14 protein-coding genes and 3 tRNA genes are annotated in these 15,653 nt (G+C 57.0%); 10 read left to right on the top strand and 7 right to left on the bottom strand.

Going from position 1 to position 15,653, the window contains the following annotated elements:
* Window positions 1–91: 91 nt before the first annotated feature.
* The 4 genes from zwf to ACR0BK_RS02340 all read left to right on the top strand — a co-directional run bounded on the left by zwf (window position 92) and on the right by ACR0BK_RS02340 (window position 5,634).
* The gene (zwf, locus tag ACR0BK_RS02355; RefSeq protein WP_480517189.1) at window positions 92–1,546 is read left to right on the top strand and encodes a glucose-6-phosphate dehydrogenase; all 1,455 of its coding nucleotides are present in this window, start codon (window positions 92–94) and stop codon (window positions 1,544–1,546) included.
* Window positions 1,543–2,214: a 6-phosphogluconolactonase gene (gene pgl / locus ACR0BK_RS02350; RefSeq protein ID WP_480553639.1), complete on the top strand. Its 672-nt coding sequence runs from the start codon at window positions 1,543–1,545 to the stop codon at window positions 2,212–2,214. Before zwf ends, pgl begins: the two co-directional genes overlap by 4 nt.
* Window positions 2,215–2,218: 4 nt before the next feature.
* Entirely contained in the window at window positions 2,219–3,829 is a 1,611-nt protein-coding gene (gene pgi / locus ACR0BK_RS02345; protein ID WP_480553637.1) for a glucose-6-phosphate isomerase, read from the top strand.
* Window positions 3,830–4,014: 185 nt separating this feature from the next.
* The gene (locus ACR0BK_RS02340) at window positions 4,015–5,634 is read left to right on the top strand and encodes a long-chain-fatty-acid--CoA ligase (protein WP_480553635.1); all 1,620 of its coding nucleotides are present in this window, start codon (window positions 4,015–4,017) and stop codon (window positions 5,632–5,634) included.
* 22 nt (window positions 5,635–5,656) lie between these two features.
* On the opposite strand, the gene ACR0BK_RS02335 is transcribed toward ACR0BK_RS02340, so the two are convergent.
* Window positions 5,657–5,731: transfer RNA gene (locus ACR0BK_RS02335), tRNA-Asn, on the bottom strand.
* 170 nt (window positions 5,732–5,901) lie between these two features.
* On the opposite strand from ACR0BK_RS02335, the gene ACR0BK_RS02330 reads away from it, so the two are divergent.
* Window positions 5,902–6,666, top strand: coding sequence for a hypothetical protein (locus ACR0BK_RS02330; protein WP_480553633.1), 765 nt, complete (start codon window positions 5,902–5,904; stop codon window positions 6,664–6,666).
* 195 nt (window positions 6,667–6,861) lie between these two features.
* On the opposite strand, the gene ACR0BK_RS02325 is transcribed toward ACR0BK_RS02330, so the two are convergent.
* Window positions 6,862–6,936, bottom strand: a tRNA-Asn gene (locus tag ACR0BK_RS02325).
* 76 nt (window positions 6,937–7,012) lie between these two features.
* Window positions 7,013–7,927 (bottom strand): MBL fold metallo-hydrolase, encoded by a 915-nt coding sequence (locus ACR0BK_RS02320; RefSeq protein WP_480553631.1) that lies wholly within the window; start codon window positions 7,925–7,927, stop codon window positions 7,013–7,015.
* A 44-nt stretch (window positions 7,928–7,971) separates the two neighbouring features.
* Between ACR0BK_RS02320 and ACR0BK_RS02315 the strand changes: the two genes are divergently transcribed.
* Window positions 7,972–9,291, top strand: coding sequence for an ATP-binding protein (locus ACR0BK_RS02315; protein ID WP_480472994.1), 1,320 nt, complete (start codon window positions 7,972–7,974; stop codon window positions 9,289–9,291).
* Between the two features lie 262 nt (window positions 9,292–9,553).
* Here ACR0BK_RS02315 and ACR0BK_RS02310 read toward each other — a convergent pair.
* Window positions 9,554–9,630, bottom strand: a tRNA-Ile gene (locus ACR0BK_RS02310).
* A gap of 107 nt (window positions 9,631–9,737) precedes the next feature.
* Here ACR0BK_RS02310 and purM point away from each other — a divergent pair.
* The 3 genes from purM (at window position 9,738) to rnd (ending at window position 12,649) form a co-directional block, all read left to right on the top strand.
* Window positions 9,738–10,784: a phosphoribosylformylglycinamidine cyclo-ligase gene (purM, locus tag ACR0BK_RS02305; RefSeq protein WP_480553629.1), complete on the top strand. Its 1,047-nt coding sequence runs from the start codon at window positions 9,738–9,740 to the stop codon at window positions 10,782–10,784.
* Window positions 10,781–11,377, top strand: a complete 597-nt coding sequence (purN, locus tag ACR0BK_RS02300) for a phosphoribosylglycinamide formyltransferase (protein ID WP_480553627.1) — start codon at window positions 10,781–10,783, stop codon at window positions 11,375–11,377. The genes purM and purN overlap by 4 nt, the downstream gene beginning before the upstream one ends.
* A gap of 114 nt (window positions 11,378–11,491) precedes the next feature.
* Window positions 11,492–12,649: a ribonuclease D gene (gene rnd, locus ACR0BK_RS02295; protein WP_480553625.1), complete on the top strand. Its 1,158-nt coding sequence runs from the start codon at window positions 11,492–11,494 to the stop codon at window positions 12,647–12,649.
* Window positions 12,650–12,655: 6 nt separating this feature from the next.
* Here rnd and ACR0BK_RS02290 read toward each other — a convergent pair whose 3' ends face one another.
* On the bottom strand, window positions 12,656–13,186 hold the full coding sequence (locus ACR0BK_RS02290; RefSeq protein ID WP_480553623.1) for a hypothetical protein: 531 nt from the start codon (window positions 13,184–13,186) through the stop codon (window positions 12,656–12,658).
* A 138-nt stretch (window positions 13,187–13,324) separates the two neighbouring features.
* Here ACR0BK_RS02290 and ACR0BK_RS02285 point away from each other — a divergent pair, with 138 nt between their 5' ends.
* Window positions 13,325–13,735, top strand: coding sequence for a SufE family protein (locus ACR0BK_RS02285; protein WP_480472984.1), 411 nt, complete (start codon window positions 13,325–13,327; stop codon window positions 13,733–13,735).
* Window positions 13,736–13,737: 2 nt separating this feature from the next.
* Here the strand turns inward: ACR0BK_RS02285 and ACR0BK_RS02280 are convergent, their stop codons facing one another.
* Together ACR0BK_RS02280 and ACR0BK_RS02275 are read right to left on the bottom strand one after the other, a co-directional pair.
* Complete coding sequence (locus tag ACR0BK_RS02280; protein ID WP_480517173.1) at window positions 13,738–14,397, bottom strand: DUF1638 domain-containing protein; 660 nt, start codon at window positions 14,395–14,397, stop codon at window positions 13,738–13,740.
* 77 nt (window positions 14,398–14,474) lie between these two features.
* Entirely contained in the window at window positions 14,475–15,512 is a 1,038-nt protein-coding gene (locus ACR0BK_RS02275; RefSeq protein WP_480553621.1) for a Hint domain-containing protein, read from the bottom strand.
* Window positions 15,513–15,653: the final 141 nt, after the last annotated feature.

Raw genomic sequence — 15,653 nt, 5'->3', positions numbered from 1 at the left:
GGGTTCTGACAGAGTTTTGATCAACAAGATTTATTGAGCTTTGGTTGCGCTAACATTGGACATGCCGGAAGGGTCAGGGTAAGGACAACTCATGGTTTCACGTGTCATCCCTGTTGATCCATTTGATCTGATCATTTTCGGCGGCACCGGTGATCTGGCGCAGCGTAAGATCCTGCCTGCGCTTTTCCGTCGGTATTGTGCGGGTCAGTGGCACGAGGATGCCCGGATTATCGCAGCGGCGCGCGCCGGTCATTCGGCGGACGCCTTTCGTAAGATGGTTGCTGAGTCGCTGCAACGGCACGCTTCGGAACGCGCCCGGGATTCGCAAGCCCTGACCCGGTTCCTGCAACGGGTCGACTATGTATCGCTGGATGCCTTGACGTCGGAAGGTTGGGATGTACTGGGCGAAAAGCTCTCGCCGGACCGGGTTCGCGCTTTCTATTTCTCAGTCGGTCCCAGCCTGTTCGGGCCATTGGCCGAGCGGGTTAGGGCGTATGATCTGGTGACAGAAGAAACCCGCATCGTGGTCGAAAAGCCGTTTGGACATGATTTGGCAAGCGCGCGGGACTTGAATGCCACGCTGGCCGCGCATTTTAATGAAAATCAGATCTACCGGATCGACCATTATCTAGGCAAAGAAACCGTCCAGAATCTGATGGCGGTCCGCTTTGGCAATATGCTGTTCGAACCGCTGTGGAACAGCCAGTATGTCGACCATATCCAGATAACGGTTGCGGAAACTGTCGGTATCGCGGGGCGCGAAGATTATTATGAGCGCGCGGGTGCGATGCGGGATATGGTGCAGAACCACCTGATGCAGCTGCTCTGCCTGATTGCGATGGAACCTCCGGCCAAGTTCGATCCTGACGCAGTTCGGGATGAAAAGCTCAAGGTGATCCGGGCGCTTAATCCGGTTGAACCGCATCACATCGTGCGGGGGCAGTTTGCGGCCGGATCGGACGGGCCGGGATACCGGGACTGCGTTGGCAACCTGCGATCAACCACCGAAAGCTATGTGGCGTTAAAGGCCCATATCAGCAATTGGCGTTGGGCAGGTACACCGTTCTACCTGCGCACCGGCAAGCGTCTGGTGGCGCGCTCGTCGGTGATCAACGTGATGTTCAAGGACGCGCCGCATTCGATTTTCGGGGAAGAAGCGGGGCGTCACGCCAACACGTTGTCGATCCGGTTGCAGCCGAATGAAGGGATCACGCTGAAGGTGACGATCAAGGAACCGGGGCAGGGCGGGATGCGTCTGATCGATGTTCCCTTGGACATGAGCTTTGCCGAAGCCCTCGGCCCCGAAAATCAGGACCCGCCAGATGCGTATGAACGACTGGTGATGGACGTGATCCGTGGAAACCAGACCCTGTTCATGCGCGGGGATGAGGTTGAGGCCGCCTGGGCCTGGACCGATCCGATCATCGCTGGATGGTTGGCGCGCGGGGACGTGCCGAAGCCTTATGACAGCGGCAGCACGGGGCCGGGCGACGCTGAACTGCTAATGAAACGTGATGGACGCCACTGGCAAGGGATAAAGCCATGAAAATTCAGGAATATGCTGATCGCGAAATGCTTGCCATCGACGTGGCCAACGTGTTGGCGGGCGATCTTGAGGCCGCATTGCTGCACCATGATACCGTTGCAATGGCCGTCCCCGGGGGAACAACTCCGGGCCCGGTATTTGACAGCCTGTGTGCCGCCGATCTTGAGTGGGATCGTGTGCGTGTGTTGCCAACGGATGAACGCTGTGTGCCAGCGAATCATGACCGCTCTAACGAGCGTTTGATCCGCGAAAGGTTGCTGACCAGCAGGGCCTCTGTGGCGCAATATATTCCGCTTTATGTCCCTGGTGCAGAACCTGAGGCAGCGTTGCCTGAAATCGAGTCGCTGATTGCGCCGGTATTGCCATTGTCGGTGCTGGTACTGGGAATGGGCGAAGACATGCACACGGCCTCTCTTTTTCCGGGGATGGAAGGGCTGGAGGAAGCTTTGCGCAGTGATGCACCTACGTTGATCGTTGCCCGGACCGAAGTGCAGCCAGAGGCACGAATTTCCCTGACCGCTCCGGTCCTGGACGGGGCGCTGTCGAAACATCTGATCATCTATGGTCAGGCAAAGCGCACCGTTCTTGAAAAAGCTATGTCGCTACCGCCGGAAGAGGCACCGATCGCCGCAGTTCTTGGTGGCATGACCGTACACTGGGCGGAGTAAGGCAATGCATCTGGATGCTTTGAAAACACTGGCTCTGTCGAAAAGTGACCGTCGTATCCTTGACCTGTTTGCGGCAGATGCAAACCGGGCTGGAGCTTTTTCAACCTCATCCGGGGATATGGTCTTCGACTATTCAAAAACACAGATCGATGATGCGGTGCGATCCGCGCTCATTCAATTGTGTGCAGAGGCTGATCTGGCGTCTCGGCGTGATGCGATGTTTGCGGGCGAGAAGATCAACGAGACCGAAGGGCGCGCGGTGTTGCACACGGCCCTGCGCAACCTTGATGGCGGGCCGGTTGAGGTGGACGGTCAGGACGTTATGCCCGAGGTTCTGGACACGCTGCATCGGATGCGCGTGTTCGCTGAAGAGGTGCGTGGCGGCGCCATCGCTGGGGCGGGGGGCAACTTTACCGATGTGGTCAATATCGGCATCGGCGGGTCAGACCTTGGCCCGGTCATGGCCACGTTGGCGCTGGCACCTTATCACGATGGGCCGCGGGTGCATTACGTCTCGAACGTCGATGGGGCGCATATCGCGGACACGTTGCGGCAGCTCGACCCGACGCGCACGCTGGTCGTTGTCGCCTCAAAAACCTTTACCACAATCGAAACGATGACCAATGCACGCACCGCCCGTGCGTGGATGTCCGAAGGCGGGGGCGATCCGACGCGTCAGTTTGCCGCCGTTTCCAGCGCTTTGGACAAGACGCAGGCCTTCGGTATTCCCGAGGCGCATGTTTTTGGTTTCGCTGATTGGGTCGGTGGGCGTTATTCGGTTTGGGGGCCGGTCGGCTTGCCGGTCATGATTTCGGTTGGTTCAAAAGCTTTTGACGCGTTTTTGCGTGGCGGGCAGGCGATGGATCTGCACTTCCGCTCGGCTGACTGGGATGAAAACATGCCCGTGATGCTGGCATTGGTTGGCATCTGGCATCGACAGGTTCTGGGATATACCAGCCGTGCGGTGCTGCCTTATGACCAGCGGTTGTTGCGTCTGCCCGCTTATTTCCAGCAGTTGGAGATGGAATCGAATGGCAAATCCGTGGCGATGGACGGGTCGTCCTTAACCATGCCTTCAGGACCTGTCGTCTGGGGTGAGCCGGGCACCAATGGACAACACGCGTTTTACCAGCTGATCCATCAGGGCACGGATGTCATTCCCTGCGAATTCATGGTTGCGGCCGAGGGGCACGAACCCGAACTGACCCATCACCACCGTCTGCTTTTGGCCAATTGTCTGGCCCAGTCCGAGGCCCTGATGCGTGGCCGTTCGTTCGAAGAAGCGCGACAACGCATGGCGCAGCAGGGGTATCTGGGTGATGAACTGGACCGGCAGGCCCGGCACCGGGTCTTCCCCGGTAATCGTCCTTCGACAACGTTGATTTACCCCAAACTCACACCGTTTGTGTTGGGTCAGATTATTGCGCTTTACGAACACCGGGTGTTTGTCGAAGGCGTGTTGCTGGGCATCAACTCTTTCGACCAATGGGGGGTTGAGCTGGGCAAGGAACTGGCCAATTCGCTCGGCCCCATCGTGGACGGTGAAGAAAGCGCCGAGGGCAAGGATGGGTCGACCGCGGCCTTGGTCGCCTACGCACTGAAACACCGGGATTAGGCGGCGGGAATGTAGTCCGCTATCGGTGTGGGTTGCATTCTCTTATTGTCAGACAATTAAATGATTGGCAGGGTTCCGTCTTAGGAAACGGCTGGACTGACGTGACAGGCAACACCTCTGCCTGTCAGTGCCAGACGGAACAGGCCGGGGCCAGGCAAGGTCCCGCCCATGACGGGAGGATGTCCATGCTGGGACAGATGATGACGCAGCCTTTGCTGATTTCGTCGTTGATTGATCACGCGCAGCGCTACCACGGCCAGACCGAGATCATCTCGGTCGAAACGGATGGAACAGTGACCGAAACCAACTGGTCCGAGATAGCCGTGAACGCCCGGCGTTTGGCGTCGGCCCTGACGCGGCTGGGTCTGGAGCCGCAGGACAGGGTCGCGACGCTGGCCTGGAACAATCGTCGCCATCTGGAGATCTATTATGCCACCTCGGGTGCGGGATATGTCTGTCACACGGTCAATCCGAGGCTTTTTCCTGAACAACTGACTTATATCATCAACCATGCTCAGGATCGGGTGTTGTTCTTTGATGCAACCTTCGTCCCGCTGGTTGCCACCTTGCACGGTGCGCTGAGGGATGTTCGCCATTTTGTTCTGATGGGCCCCCGCAATGATGACGCCGCCGCACAGATACCCGACGTGAAATTCTGTGATGAGCTGATCGAAACCGGTGACGCGGCCTTTAATTGGCCTGAACTGGATGAAAATACGGCCTCGGGGCTCTGTTACACGTCGGGCACAACTGGCCATCCCAAGGGGGTTCTTTATTCCCACAGATCGACGGTCCTGCACAGTTTCGCGTCGAATACGCGCGACGTGATCGGCTTTTCGGCGATGGATGTCGTGATGCCCGTTGTTCCTATGTTCCACGTTAATGCATGGGGGTCGCCTTATGCCTGCGCCATGTCAGGCTCGCGTCTGGTTTTGCCCGGCCCGGATCTGCATGGCGAGGCGCTGGTTAATCTGATCGACACCTATGGCGTGACGCTGGCCATGGGGGTGCCAACCATCTGGCAGGGACTGTTGGCACATGCCGCCAAATGCGGGACGAGCTTGAAAAGCCTCGAACGGACCGTGATCGGAGGAGCTGCTTGCCCGCCCTCGATGATGGAAACCTTCCGGAATAAATATGGCGTCGATACGGTCCATGCGTGGGGAATGAGCGAGATGAGCCCACTTGGTACGGCCAACTGCCCATTGGCCAAACATCTGGTGCTGCCGCTTGAAGAACAACACCTTATCCGTCTGAGTCAGGGCCGGCCTCCTTTCGGGGTTGAACTGAAAATCGTGGATGATGACGGAAAAGATCTGCCACATGACGGTGAAACGCAGGGCGATCTGATGGTGCGGGGGCATTGGGTGCTGGACAGCTATTTCCTGATGCAGGATCAGGATCTGTTGCAAGACGGTTGGTTCGCCACAGGCGATGTCGCAACGCTAGACGCCGATGGATACATGACCATTCGTGACCGATCCAAGGATATCATCAAGTCCGGAGGGGAGTGGATCAGCTCGGTCGAACTTGAAAACATCGCTATTGCGCACCCGAAACTGGCAACTGCAGCCGTGGTCGGTGTTCCGCACCCGAAATGGGACGAACGGCCGTTGCTGGTCGCTGTAAGGGCCGAGGGGGAAAATCCAAGCGAAGAAGAGGTTCTGGCCTTCTTCGAAGGGAAAATCGCCAAATGGCAGATTCCGGACAAGGTTGTCTTTGTTGACGCGCTGCCGCTGAACGCAACCGGAAAGGTGCTGAAACGCAACCTGCGTGCGGATTTCAAGGATGCCCTTGGGGGGTGAGACGCGATCTGGCGGGGTGAATTGGCTCCGGCGGTAGGGATCGAACCTACGACCAATTGATTAACAGTCAACTGCTCTACCGCTGAGCTACGCCGGAACGGTCCGCGCCGTATAGCAACCGGAGTATCTGGCGTCCAGAGGGAGAGCAGCATTCTTGAGGAAAATCTTCCCAGCCCGAAATCTGAGCGTCAAGCTGTTCCTTGGGTCATTGCTGTTTGCTTGATGCTTGTACGGTAAGCTGTCAATCCCGGCTCAACTGAAACTTATATGTCGGGGTGCCGTTGTGGTGGAATCTTTGCCTGGGGAATCAAGTCGTCGCTATTGATTTCGCTGTCATGTGATGAGAATTCTGTAGGGGTAGATTGTGCCGGTTCAGAAACCACGGTGAATTGCAACGTCAAGCATCAAAAGCGAAAAGACCCGGAGATCAAATTGAATACGGCAAGCCTTGAAAGACCTGTTTTAACCATGCCGGAAAATGCGCAGCGTGTCCTGCGAAAGCACTATGATGCGGCCTCTGTAATTCTGGAATATGGCTCGGGCGGTTCGACTGTGGTCGCTGGGGAGATGGAAGCAAAAACTGTTTTCAGTGTCGAAAGTGATCGAGGCTGGGCTCGCATGATGCGGCGTTGGTTTCGTGAGAATCCTCCTAGTAGAGGGACTGAGGTCAATATTTCATGGGTCGATGTCGGTGAAACCAAGAAGTGGGGTTTTCCGGTAAATCAGGACAAATCGGCGCGCTATCCCAGATATCCGCTGTCAATCTGGCAGAGCAACGGATTTAAGCACCCGGATGTGGTTCTTGTTGACGGTCGGTTTCGCGTGGGTTGTGCTTTGGCGACGGCCTTCAATATTACCCGACCAGTGACCTTGTTGATCGACGACTACGGTGATCGCCCACGGTTACAAGCGGCGGAAGAGTTTCTGCCTAAGCCTGAGCTTGTTGGTCGAATGGCGATATTCGAGGTAGAGCCAATGCAGATTCCCGTCGATCGCTTGATTCGTGTCATTCGATTGTTAACGCTCCCTTAGGGACGTGTTAAATTCGGTTTGTTCCTTAAAGGGTCCGAGAAGCAAGCGCCGAACCAGCTTAACGCTTGGTTGAGATGTGCATGAAACTGGAATTGAACCTTAGCCATGTGAGTGATTGGCACGTTATTTCCAGCAAACCGGAAAATTCAAGATCGCGATCTGGGAAAAGCCAAATATCTGGTTTTCAGATATGTTTGGCTCCGGCGGTAGGGATCGAACCTACGACCAATTGATTAACAGTCAACTGCTCTACCGCTGAGCTACGCCGGAACTGAGGGGCGTATAGCAATCCGGATTCCCGGCGTCCAGAGGTTAAGCACGCGAACTTTAAAAAATTTTCGTGGCTTCAAGGGTCTCTGCGAAAAATTGCGGTGGCAGATAGTTCGCCGTGTGGTGACACCTGTTTTTTACCAGTAAGATCAACGAGGTGGGCAAAAACGTTCCGCTCCGCGGCTGGCAGCAGGGTTACGGGTGTGTCGGTGTAGATACGCTTGGCCAATTGCCGCGCCGTTCCGTCTGCATCCTCCAAGGCAGTTAGAATCTGAGCTTCGCGGTTTTGCCTGTGTCGGATCAGCCAGTCCAATCGCGCGGCAGGGTCTGAAATTGGCGCACCGTGGCCCGCGTGAAAAACCGACCAGTCGCGCGCGCGCAGGCGGTGGCAGGCTGTCATGAAATCAGTCAGGTCTCCGTCCGGTGGTGACACCAACGAACTGGCCCATCCCATCACATGGTCGGCGGTGAAACAGGTATCTTGCCATGCCAGGGCAATGTGGTTTCCCAGATGCCCCGGAGTGTGAATAACCTCAAGCTGCCAGTTATCGCCCAAGATGACCTCACCATCCGCAACCTCTACATCCGGGCGAAACGCGGTGTCGATGCCTTCGCCACCTCCAGCCAACCCACGTGCTGCAAGGGTCGTCATAACTGCGCTGCGACCGGCTTCGGGGCCGCCAAACGCGTAGATCGCAGCCCCCGTTCGGGCGGCTAGGGGTGCCGCCAAGGGTGAGTGATCCAGATGGGTGTGCGTGACGACTATGTGGCTGATTCTCTGACCAGGTTGCAGTTCATTCAGGATCGCGTTCAAATGCTCTTCGCTTGCGGGGCCGGGATCAATGACGGCAATGTCGCGATCGCCTAGCAGATAGGTGTTGGTGCCGCGATAGGTCATCGGTGACGGGTTGGGGGCCAGAATGCGCCGCAGACCCGGTTGCAATTCTGTCGCAACACCAGCGGGTGGATTGAAATCGTCAGGTGCCTGCATTCTGTGCTCTTTCTCTTGTCCGGGCAGCCCGCTAGGTTTAGCGCATGTCGACGCACTGGCTCAAACCTTATATGCCACGCAGCCTATACGCCCGGGCAGCGCTGATTCTGGTTCTTCCTGTGATCGCGTTGCTGCTGGTTGTAGGAGTTTCCTTTCTTCAAAAGCATCTGGAAGATGTCACTGACCAGATGACGCGCGCAGCCTCAAGGGAAGTGATGCTGATCACCACCATGATGGACGGGGCCGAGACGCAGCACCAGGCATTGGCCGAAGTGCGCCCGGATCTTCTGGCGCTGGAAATGCAGGCCCGATTTCTGCCTCCCAACGAAACTCCCAAAACTGACCGTCCACGGTGGTACGACTTCATAGCACCTCAGGTCGAGGCAGAACTTCGTGCAAGGCTGCCGGAGCTGAGTGCTGTTGCGTTGCCAAGCAGCCGCGAGGCGCGTTTGTATCTGGATACGCATCTGGGGGTGCTGGAACTGACCTTCGACCGGCGCAGATTGTCGCCAGCGGCGCCGCATCAGTTGATCGTGACGATGCTGTTTTTCGCGATCATCATGACCTCGATTTCATTTCTGTACATGCGAAACCAGTTGCGCCCCATCACACGGCTGGCCGATGCGGCGCAGGCGTTTGGACGAGGGCGGAGCGTACCGTACTCCCCGGGCGGTGCCATCGAGGTACGCGCGGCGGGGAATGCGTTTCTGGATATGCGATCACGGATCGAACGTCAGATCGAACAACGGACGCTGATGTTGTCCGGCGTCAGCCATGATCTGCGCACACCTCTGACCCGCCTGAAGCTTGGACTGGCCATGCTGCCCGAGGACGAGGCACGACCTTTGTTACAGGACGTGGCGGAAATGCAGTCCTTGGTTGATGCATTCCTCGAATTCTCGCGCGGGGCGTCCGAAGGATCGCCTGAGGAAATCAATCCGGCTGAGTTTGTTCGACAGATTGTAGATGACGCGACACGAGCCGGGCATCCAGCCGAACTGGTCGCTGTCGAGGGGCAAGGAACGGCAATGCTGCGCCCAATGGCCGTTCGGCGGGCCGTCGAAAACCTGATCGGAAATGCTGTGCGCTACGGCAGCCGGGCTGAGGTCAGCCTGTCGCTGAATTCCAAGTCGCTGCGCATCCGTGTCGAAGATGATGGCCCCGGAATTCCCGCAGAGCAGCGCACAGAGGCCGTCAAACCCTTTACGCGGCTCGACCCTGCGCGCAACCAGAATCAAGGCAGTGGCGTGGGTTTGGGTTTGGCAATCGTGGCGGATGTTGCACGGGCCCATGGTGGCACCCTGAGACTGGCCAAAAGTGAACGCTTGGGCGGTTTGTGCGCGGATATCATTATTGGCCGGTAAACTGACACCTCTACCGGTTCAAACTCGCGCCAATATGACAATTTGTGCGTCTGGATTCCCGCGACAAGATTTTGGAGCATTTCAGCAAGACCTGTCACCCAAGGACGCTTTGATCGCAACTGGAAATCTGCGAACTGGACCAATGCCTTTAAATTCGAACCGCGTTTGGACAGGTTGCACGGGACAGGATGAATGCTTGTTGTCAAAAACGCAAACAAAACCAGTGAGATGTGCGGGGTGTTCAAGGCAAGTGGCGGTGATTTGGTAGGCCCGGAGGGACTCGAACCCCCAACCAAAGCGTTATGAGCGCTCTGCTCTAACCAATTGAGCTACAGGCCCGCCTAGGCGCATTGCGTATCACGGTGAACAGCCGCGTCAAGCCTGACCGTTGCAACAAACGCCACAATCGAATAACCCGCCCGCAAAGCATTCAAAAGGAACTGGCCATGACAGCGGGCAAGAACGGAATCACCTATGCCGATGCAGGCGTGGATATTGACGCGGGCAATGCTCTGGTTGACCGGATCAAACCCGCAGCAAAGCGAACCAACCGCCCCGGCGTGATGAGCGGTCTGGGCGGTTTCGGCGCACTGTTCGACCTGAAAGCTGCCGGGTACCAGGATCCCATTCTGGTTGGTGCCACGGATGGGGTTGGTACAAAACTGCGAATTGCGATCGACACCGGCGTCGTGGACGGGGTTGGCATCGATCTGGTGGCCATGTGTGTCAATGACCTGATCTGTCAGGGGGCCGAGCCCTTGTTCTTTCTCGACTATTTCGCGACAGGCAAGTTGGACACAGACACGGCCGCGCGGATCATTGAAGGAATTGCCGAAGGGTGTGCGCAATCCGGCTGTGCTCTGATTGGTGGCGAAACTGCCGAGATGCCCGGCATGTATCCTGATGGCGATTTCGATCTGGCCGGGTTCTCGGTCGGGGCAATGGAACGCGGCGCTGACCTGCCTTCTGGGGTCCAGGCGGGGGATGTGCTGCTTGGTCTGGCGTCGAACGGAGTGCATTCCAACGGGTATTCACTGGTACGTAAACTCGTCGAACTGTCTGGTCTGGGCTGGGATGCACCGTGCCCTTTTGGTGAAGGTTCATTGGGCGAGGTGCTGCTTACGCCGACGCGCCTTTATGTCAAACCGGCCCTGTCCGCGATCCGCGAAGGTGGCGTTCACGCGCTGGCCCATATCACCGGTGGCGGTCTGACCGAGAACCTGCCGCGCGTATTGCCGGATGGGTTGGGGGCCCAGATTGATCTGGGCAGCTGGCAATTGCCGTCTGTTTTCAGCTGGATGGCGCAGACTGGTGGTATCGCGGAAGCTGAGATGCTCAAGACCTTCAACTGTGGCATCGGTCTGATCATGGTTTGCGACCCGGATAAGGCCGATCAGCTTTCGACCTTGCTAGCCGAGGCTGGCGAGACGGTGGCGCAAATTGGTACTGTCACCGAAACGCCCGGAGTTGCTTATTCGGGCAAACTGCTGTGAGCCACAAGCGCGTCGCGATCCTGATTTCGGGCGGCGGGTCCAACATGGTGTCGCTTGTCGACAGCATGACCGGTGATCATCCGGCGCGTCCCTGTTTAGTCCTGTCCAACGATGCGCAGGCGGGCGGGCTGAAAAAAGCTGCGGACCGTGGCATTCCGACCGCAGTGGTCGATCACCGGCCATTCAAGGGCAATCGCACAGCCTTTGAGGCTGAGTTGCTGAAGCCCTTGGAAGACGCGCGGCCGGATATTGTCTGCCTGGCCGGGTTCATGCGGGTCCTGACCGCGGATTTCGTAACCCGCTTTCAGGGGCGAATGTTAAACATCCACCCTTCATTGCTGCCCAAATACAAGGGGTTACACACCCACGCCCGCGCAATTGAAACGGGCGATACGGAACATGGCTGCTCGGTCCATGAGGTGACAGCGGCGCTGGACGATGGCCCGATTCTGGGTCAGGCGCGTGTGGGTATCGAACCAGCGGATACCCCGGAAACTCTGGCTTCAAAAGTTCTGATCCGGGAACATGAACTTTATCCAGCGGTGCTGCGCCGCTTTGCCGAAGGCAACAGGTCACCCGTTCTCATGCCGTGAGGTTCCGAGGGTGATTTACACTCGCCTGAAAATCGTCCTATGGTCGTCGGTATCGCTTGGAGGCGAGGGAATTTACGGGCACTCACAAGAGCAAGAGCAAAACTAGTACGGCGCATGAAAACTCTGACGACGACGCAAGAACTGGCCGATTTCTGCAAGGCGGCCGCAAGCTATTCATATATCACAGTCGATACCGAGTTTCTGCGCGAGCGGACCTATTATTCGAAACTGTGCCTCGTGCAACTGGCGCTTCCCTCTGATGATGAAGACAGCGCGGTTCTGGTTGATCCGCTGGTTGATGGCCTGTCTCTCGAACCGCTGTATGAGCTTTTCCGAAACGAGAACGTGGTCAAGGTGTTCCACGCCGCGCGTCAGGATCTTGAGATATTCTGGGTCGAGGCCGGTGTGTTCCCCAACCCGTTGTTCGACACACAGGTCGCCGCGATGGTCTGCGGGTTTGGTGAGCAGGTCGGCTATGAGACGCTGGTGCGGAAGATCTGCAAACAGGGCGTCGACAAGACTTCGCGGTTCACCGATTGGTCCCGCCGCCCTTTGACAGAGGCGCAGAAAACATATGCACTGGCGGATGTGACGCATCTTCGCAGGATCTACGAATATCTTTCCGCGGAACTCAAGAAGACGATGCGCAGCCACTGGGTGGCTGAAGAGCTGCGTACGCTGACGCAGCCTGCCACGTATGACATTCGTCCCGAAGAGGCCTGGAAGCGGGTCAAGACGCGAACGAATTCGGCCAAGTTCCTGGCTGTTGTACGCGAGCTGGCGCAGTTCCGCGAAAGGTATGCACAGGAACATAACGTGCCGCGCAACCGGGTGTTCAAGGATGATGCCTTGATCGAACTGGCGTCGACCAAGCCCAAGACAGTCGCCGATCTCGGTGGATCACGCCTTTTGCTGCGCGAGGCGCGCAAGGGCCCGATTGCCGAAGGTATTCTTGCTGCGGTGACGAAGGGCACAAATTGTCCGCAGGAAAATCTGCCGAAGATCGACAATTCCCGGGATAACCTGAAGGTCAACCCGGCTTTGGCCGACTTGCTTCGGGTTCTGCTGAAATCCAAAACTGAAAGCTCAGGCGTTGCGGCCAAGCTGATCGCAACAAGTTCCGAATTGGACCAGATTGCCGCTGGCGAACGAGAACTGCCCGCGATGTCGGGATGGCGTTACGAGGTCTTTGGGGAAGACGCACTAAAGCTGTGCGAGGGGAAAATCGCGCTGGCGGCCAAAGGGCAGGCGGTCAAGGTCGTCTCGCTTTAGCGGCGATTACCGCCGCCGCGATTCCAAAGTATTCTGTTGCCCGACAACACGGATCAGACGAATGCCTTCAAGATCCTGGGTCGAGACATTAATGGCATCCGACACCATTCTTGTTCGTTCAGATCCTTGCGGGGTATCTGTGCTGGGGTAATTCACGCGGAATACAAACTCCAGAATTCCCTTTTCTTTGTTTTCTTCTGAATTAACCGAAACCAAGCGTGCGTTATAGGCACCCTGCCGAAGCGCGGTGCCAGAGGAATAGATGATCGCGCCCGACGGAATTGGCTCGATCCGCAGCTCATCGATTTTGGCGATTGGAATGCTGGTATCTTCGGCGTCTGGGCGCGAAAACAGGCCTCTTCCCTCTCTTGTCTTGGGAACCAAAGCATCGGCGGCATTTGGGTCCGACGGCGTTTCAGACTTCACAGACCGGCTGGAGCCAAACCAGTTTGACGGATTCACCCGCGAGTCGCGCCAGCTGCCGCAGGCAGTCAGGGTCAGCATGGCGATGATAAGAACGGACAGAGACTTTTGCATGGACCCACTGCTTTTCACACGAATTCAGACAATGGGTTAGCGTAATTTCTTCGCGTTGAAAAGCCACAGCTGGGGCTGGACAGCAGGTGGTCGTCGGCATAGGTCACATTGTGATTTCAACGAAAGGATCATTGCGCCATGGCCACGCCTGCCTTTGAAGACATTGTCGAGGATTTCGAGTTTCTCGAAGACTGGGAAGACCGGTATCGCCATGTCATCGAACAGGGCAAGGCGATGGAGCCTTTGGATGACGCGTTGAAAGTTCCGGCGACAAAGGTTCACGGCTGTGCCAGTCAGGTCTGGCTGCATCCGATGATCGAAGCAGGTGTGTTCAAATTTGATGGCGACAGTGATGCGCTGATCGTTCGCGGGCTGATCGCCGTGCTTCGGTCCCTATACAACGGACTGCCGGTGACCGAGGTGCCGCAGGTCGATGCGGCGGCAGAACTGGCCCGACTGGGCTTGAACGATCATCTGTCAGCGCAGCGGTCCAATGGATTGCGGGCCATGATCGAACGCATCCGCCAGGTCGCGCAGGAAAACGCCTGAGGTCACTCGGGGCGGTTTGCCCAGTCTGACAAAGTGGTTTCCAGATCGCCGTAGCCGGTGAAACGACGTTCGAACGCCAATCCCATGCGGTCCGCGCATTTCCGTGCGCGTTCGGTCAGTTTCGGATCGTCGATCTGGGCCTGATAAATCAGTTTGGTGTAATTGCCGAAATACATGTCCCGCAGTTCCGGGTGGCGATCCAGGCCCAGTGGTTTCCAGACAAATGCGTCGAACTGGCGGGCCAGAAAGTCAGTCAGGTAGAAGGCAGTTGTTTCGTCCTCGCCGCGTTCTTGAAAGGCCTGATTGCCTTCGAAGAACGAATAGCAATGAGGGCCTTTTACCATCTCGACGCCCAGTTTTTCGCAGGCGGATTGCAGCAGACCTCCGGTTCCGCAATCAGCGTAAACCACATAGATTTTTTCGAACCTGTCGCGGTGTTTGGCCACGGTGTCTTCAACTGCCTGCGTGATCCGTTCCGGATGAACATGCAGGATTGCAGGCAGGCAGGTCAGAGCCATGTGATCCCAGCCGTTGCGCGTTTTGATATCCAGAATTTCGCGCGCAAGTGCCCCGCAGGCGATCAGCAGGATGCCTGCGTTTTCCACGCCGTCATAGCCTTTGGTTGTGAGGCTTGCATCATCCGGTAGCGTATCGCTTGGCATAGGTCGGCTTCCTTATGGGCTCATGGCACAAGAGAACGAAAACAGCTTGCAGGCAAGCCTTCTTCCGACATCTCGTGTCAGGCTGCCGACGTTCGTGTTTCGAATGCCGATAACAGAGGCCGCGCGGGCGGGCCGTAGGCGGCGATACCTTGCTTCGATAACTCGGGAAACAACGATAGGATCTCCTGTCGGGCCGACCGATCAAGTGCGTTCCAGGTTTGGGCGCCGGGATGAAAGCTCTCGCTCAGGCAGCCTTCCGACCAGAGCAACTCATGCTGATCAAACAGCAGATGGATATAGGTTACGACCCCGCCGGGTTTGAGGATGATGTCATGTCCATTGACTAAGTGTTTGGCGGGGGCCAGCACTTCGGAATAGCCGGTATGCAGTTCCAAGCGCCAGTTCCAGAGCAGCATCCTGTGTTGCTGCGACACCAGAAGGTCGCGTGCGTTTCCAAATGCGCCTGCCTTGAACAGAACCGGCGCGAACGTGCCTGCGGCCTGAACCCGCCGTTGCCCGGCCCAACGCACCGTTTGAAACCCGTGGTCAAGGGTTTCAACCCGGTCGCCGGCACGCAGCGTTTCTACCGGGCGTTCTCCCTTCCGTGTTCTGATCAACGTTCCGGGCGTAAAGCACGGGACCAGATCCCAGTCCTCGCGGCTTGACACCAGTCCCGAATACCGATTACCGGCAAGACTGTTGAAGGTGATCGAGTGTATAGGCCCCGCTTCCAGAGCGGCCTGATCTGCGTTGTCCGAGAACTCTGGCACCAGATATGTGTTGCCATCCACATCCTGCGCGACAACGGCAGTAATGTTTGCACTTGTGCCGTCGAAATAAGTGACAGTGGCGTGGTAAACTGATGTGCCATCAAAGGTTTGCGGCGCGCCGCCGTCGATCGAAAACCGATCATTGGCAGACATGTTGTTCATGTCATAGGCAGAGCCGGGGTTTCCTACGGCGCTCCATGTCACGCTGTTGTGCGATAATGGCGCGTCCGTGTAACCGAAGGTTTGCCCAACAAGCGCGGAGGCGTTTTCAGCGACGTAATTGCCCTCAACACGATCGATATCGGCGAGTTTGCCCAACGAAATGGCTGTGAATGACTGCGGCACGGGACCCCCGAAACTTGGACGTTTCGGTTTTTAACCGCACTTTCGTATACAATTGGATAATCAAGACGCCTAAAGACGGAGGCGGTGCAATAAAACGAAAAAGACCGCCCAAAACGGACGGCCTTTCAAGAAAAACCTGAG

The sequence above is a fragment of the Ruegeria sp. AF1 genome, assembly GCF_056542125.1.
The sequence above is the reverse complement of the archived record's forward strand: the minus strand, read 5'-3'. Positions and strand labels throughout refer to the sequence as shown.

What these genes read in the sequence shown, in the direction of transcription:
- pgi (WP_480553637.1), top strand. Translation starts at nt 2,219, where the DNA reads ATGCATCTGGATGCTTTGAAAACACTGGCTCTGTCGAAAAGTGACCGT.
- zwf (WP_480517189.1), top strand. Translation starts at nt 92, where the DNA reads ATGGTTTCACGTGTCATCCCTGTTGATCCATTTGATCTGATCATTTTC.
- ACR0BK_RS02330 (WP_480553633.1), top strand. Translation starts at nt 5,902, where the DNA reads ATGTCGGGGTGCCGTTGTGGTGGAATCTTTGCCTGGGGAATCAAGTCG.
- purM (WP_480553629.1), top strand. Translation starts at nt 9,738, where the DNA reads ATGACAGCGGGCAAGAACGGAATCACCTATGCCGATGCAGGCGTGGAT.
- ACR0BK_RS02285 (WP_480472984.1), top strand. Translation starts at nt 13,325, where the DNA reads ATGGCCACGCCTGCCTTTGAAGACATTGTCGAGGATTTCGAGTTTCTC.
- ACR0BK_RS02280 (WP_480517173.1), bottom strand. Translation starts at nt 14,397, where the DNA reads ATGCCAAGCGATACGCTACCGGATGATGCAAGCCTCACAACCAAAGGC.
- ACR0BK_RS02320 (WP_480553631.1), bottom strand. Translation starts at nt 7,927, where the DNA reads ATGCAGGCACCTGACGATTTCAATCCACCCGCTGGTGTTGCGACAGAA.
- rnd (WP_480553625.1), top strand. Translation starts at nt 11,492, where the DNA reads ATGAAAACTCTGACGACGACGCAAGAACTGGCCGATTTCTGCAAGGCG.
- pgl (WP_480553639.1), top strand. Translation starts at nt 1,543, where the DNA reads ATGAAAATTCAGGAATATGCTGATCGCGAAATGCTTGCCATCGACGTG.
- ACR0BK_RS02315 (WP_480472994.1), top strand. Translation starts at nt 7,972, where the DNA reads ATGTCGACGCACTGGCTCAAACCTTATATGCCACGCAGCCTATACGCC.
- ACR0BK_RS02290 (WP_480553623.1), bottom strand. Translation starts at nt 13,186, where the DNA reads ATGCAAAAGTCTCTGTCCGTTCTTATCATCGCCATGCTGACCCTGACT.
- ACR0BK_RS02340 (WP_480553635.1), top strand. Translation starts at nt 4,015, where the DNA reads ATGCTGGGACAGATGATGACGCAGCCTTTGCTGATTTCGTCGTTGATT.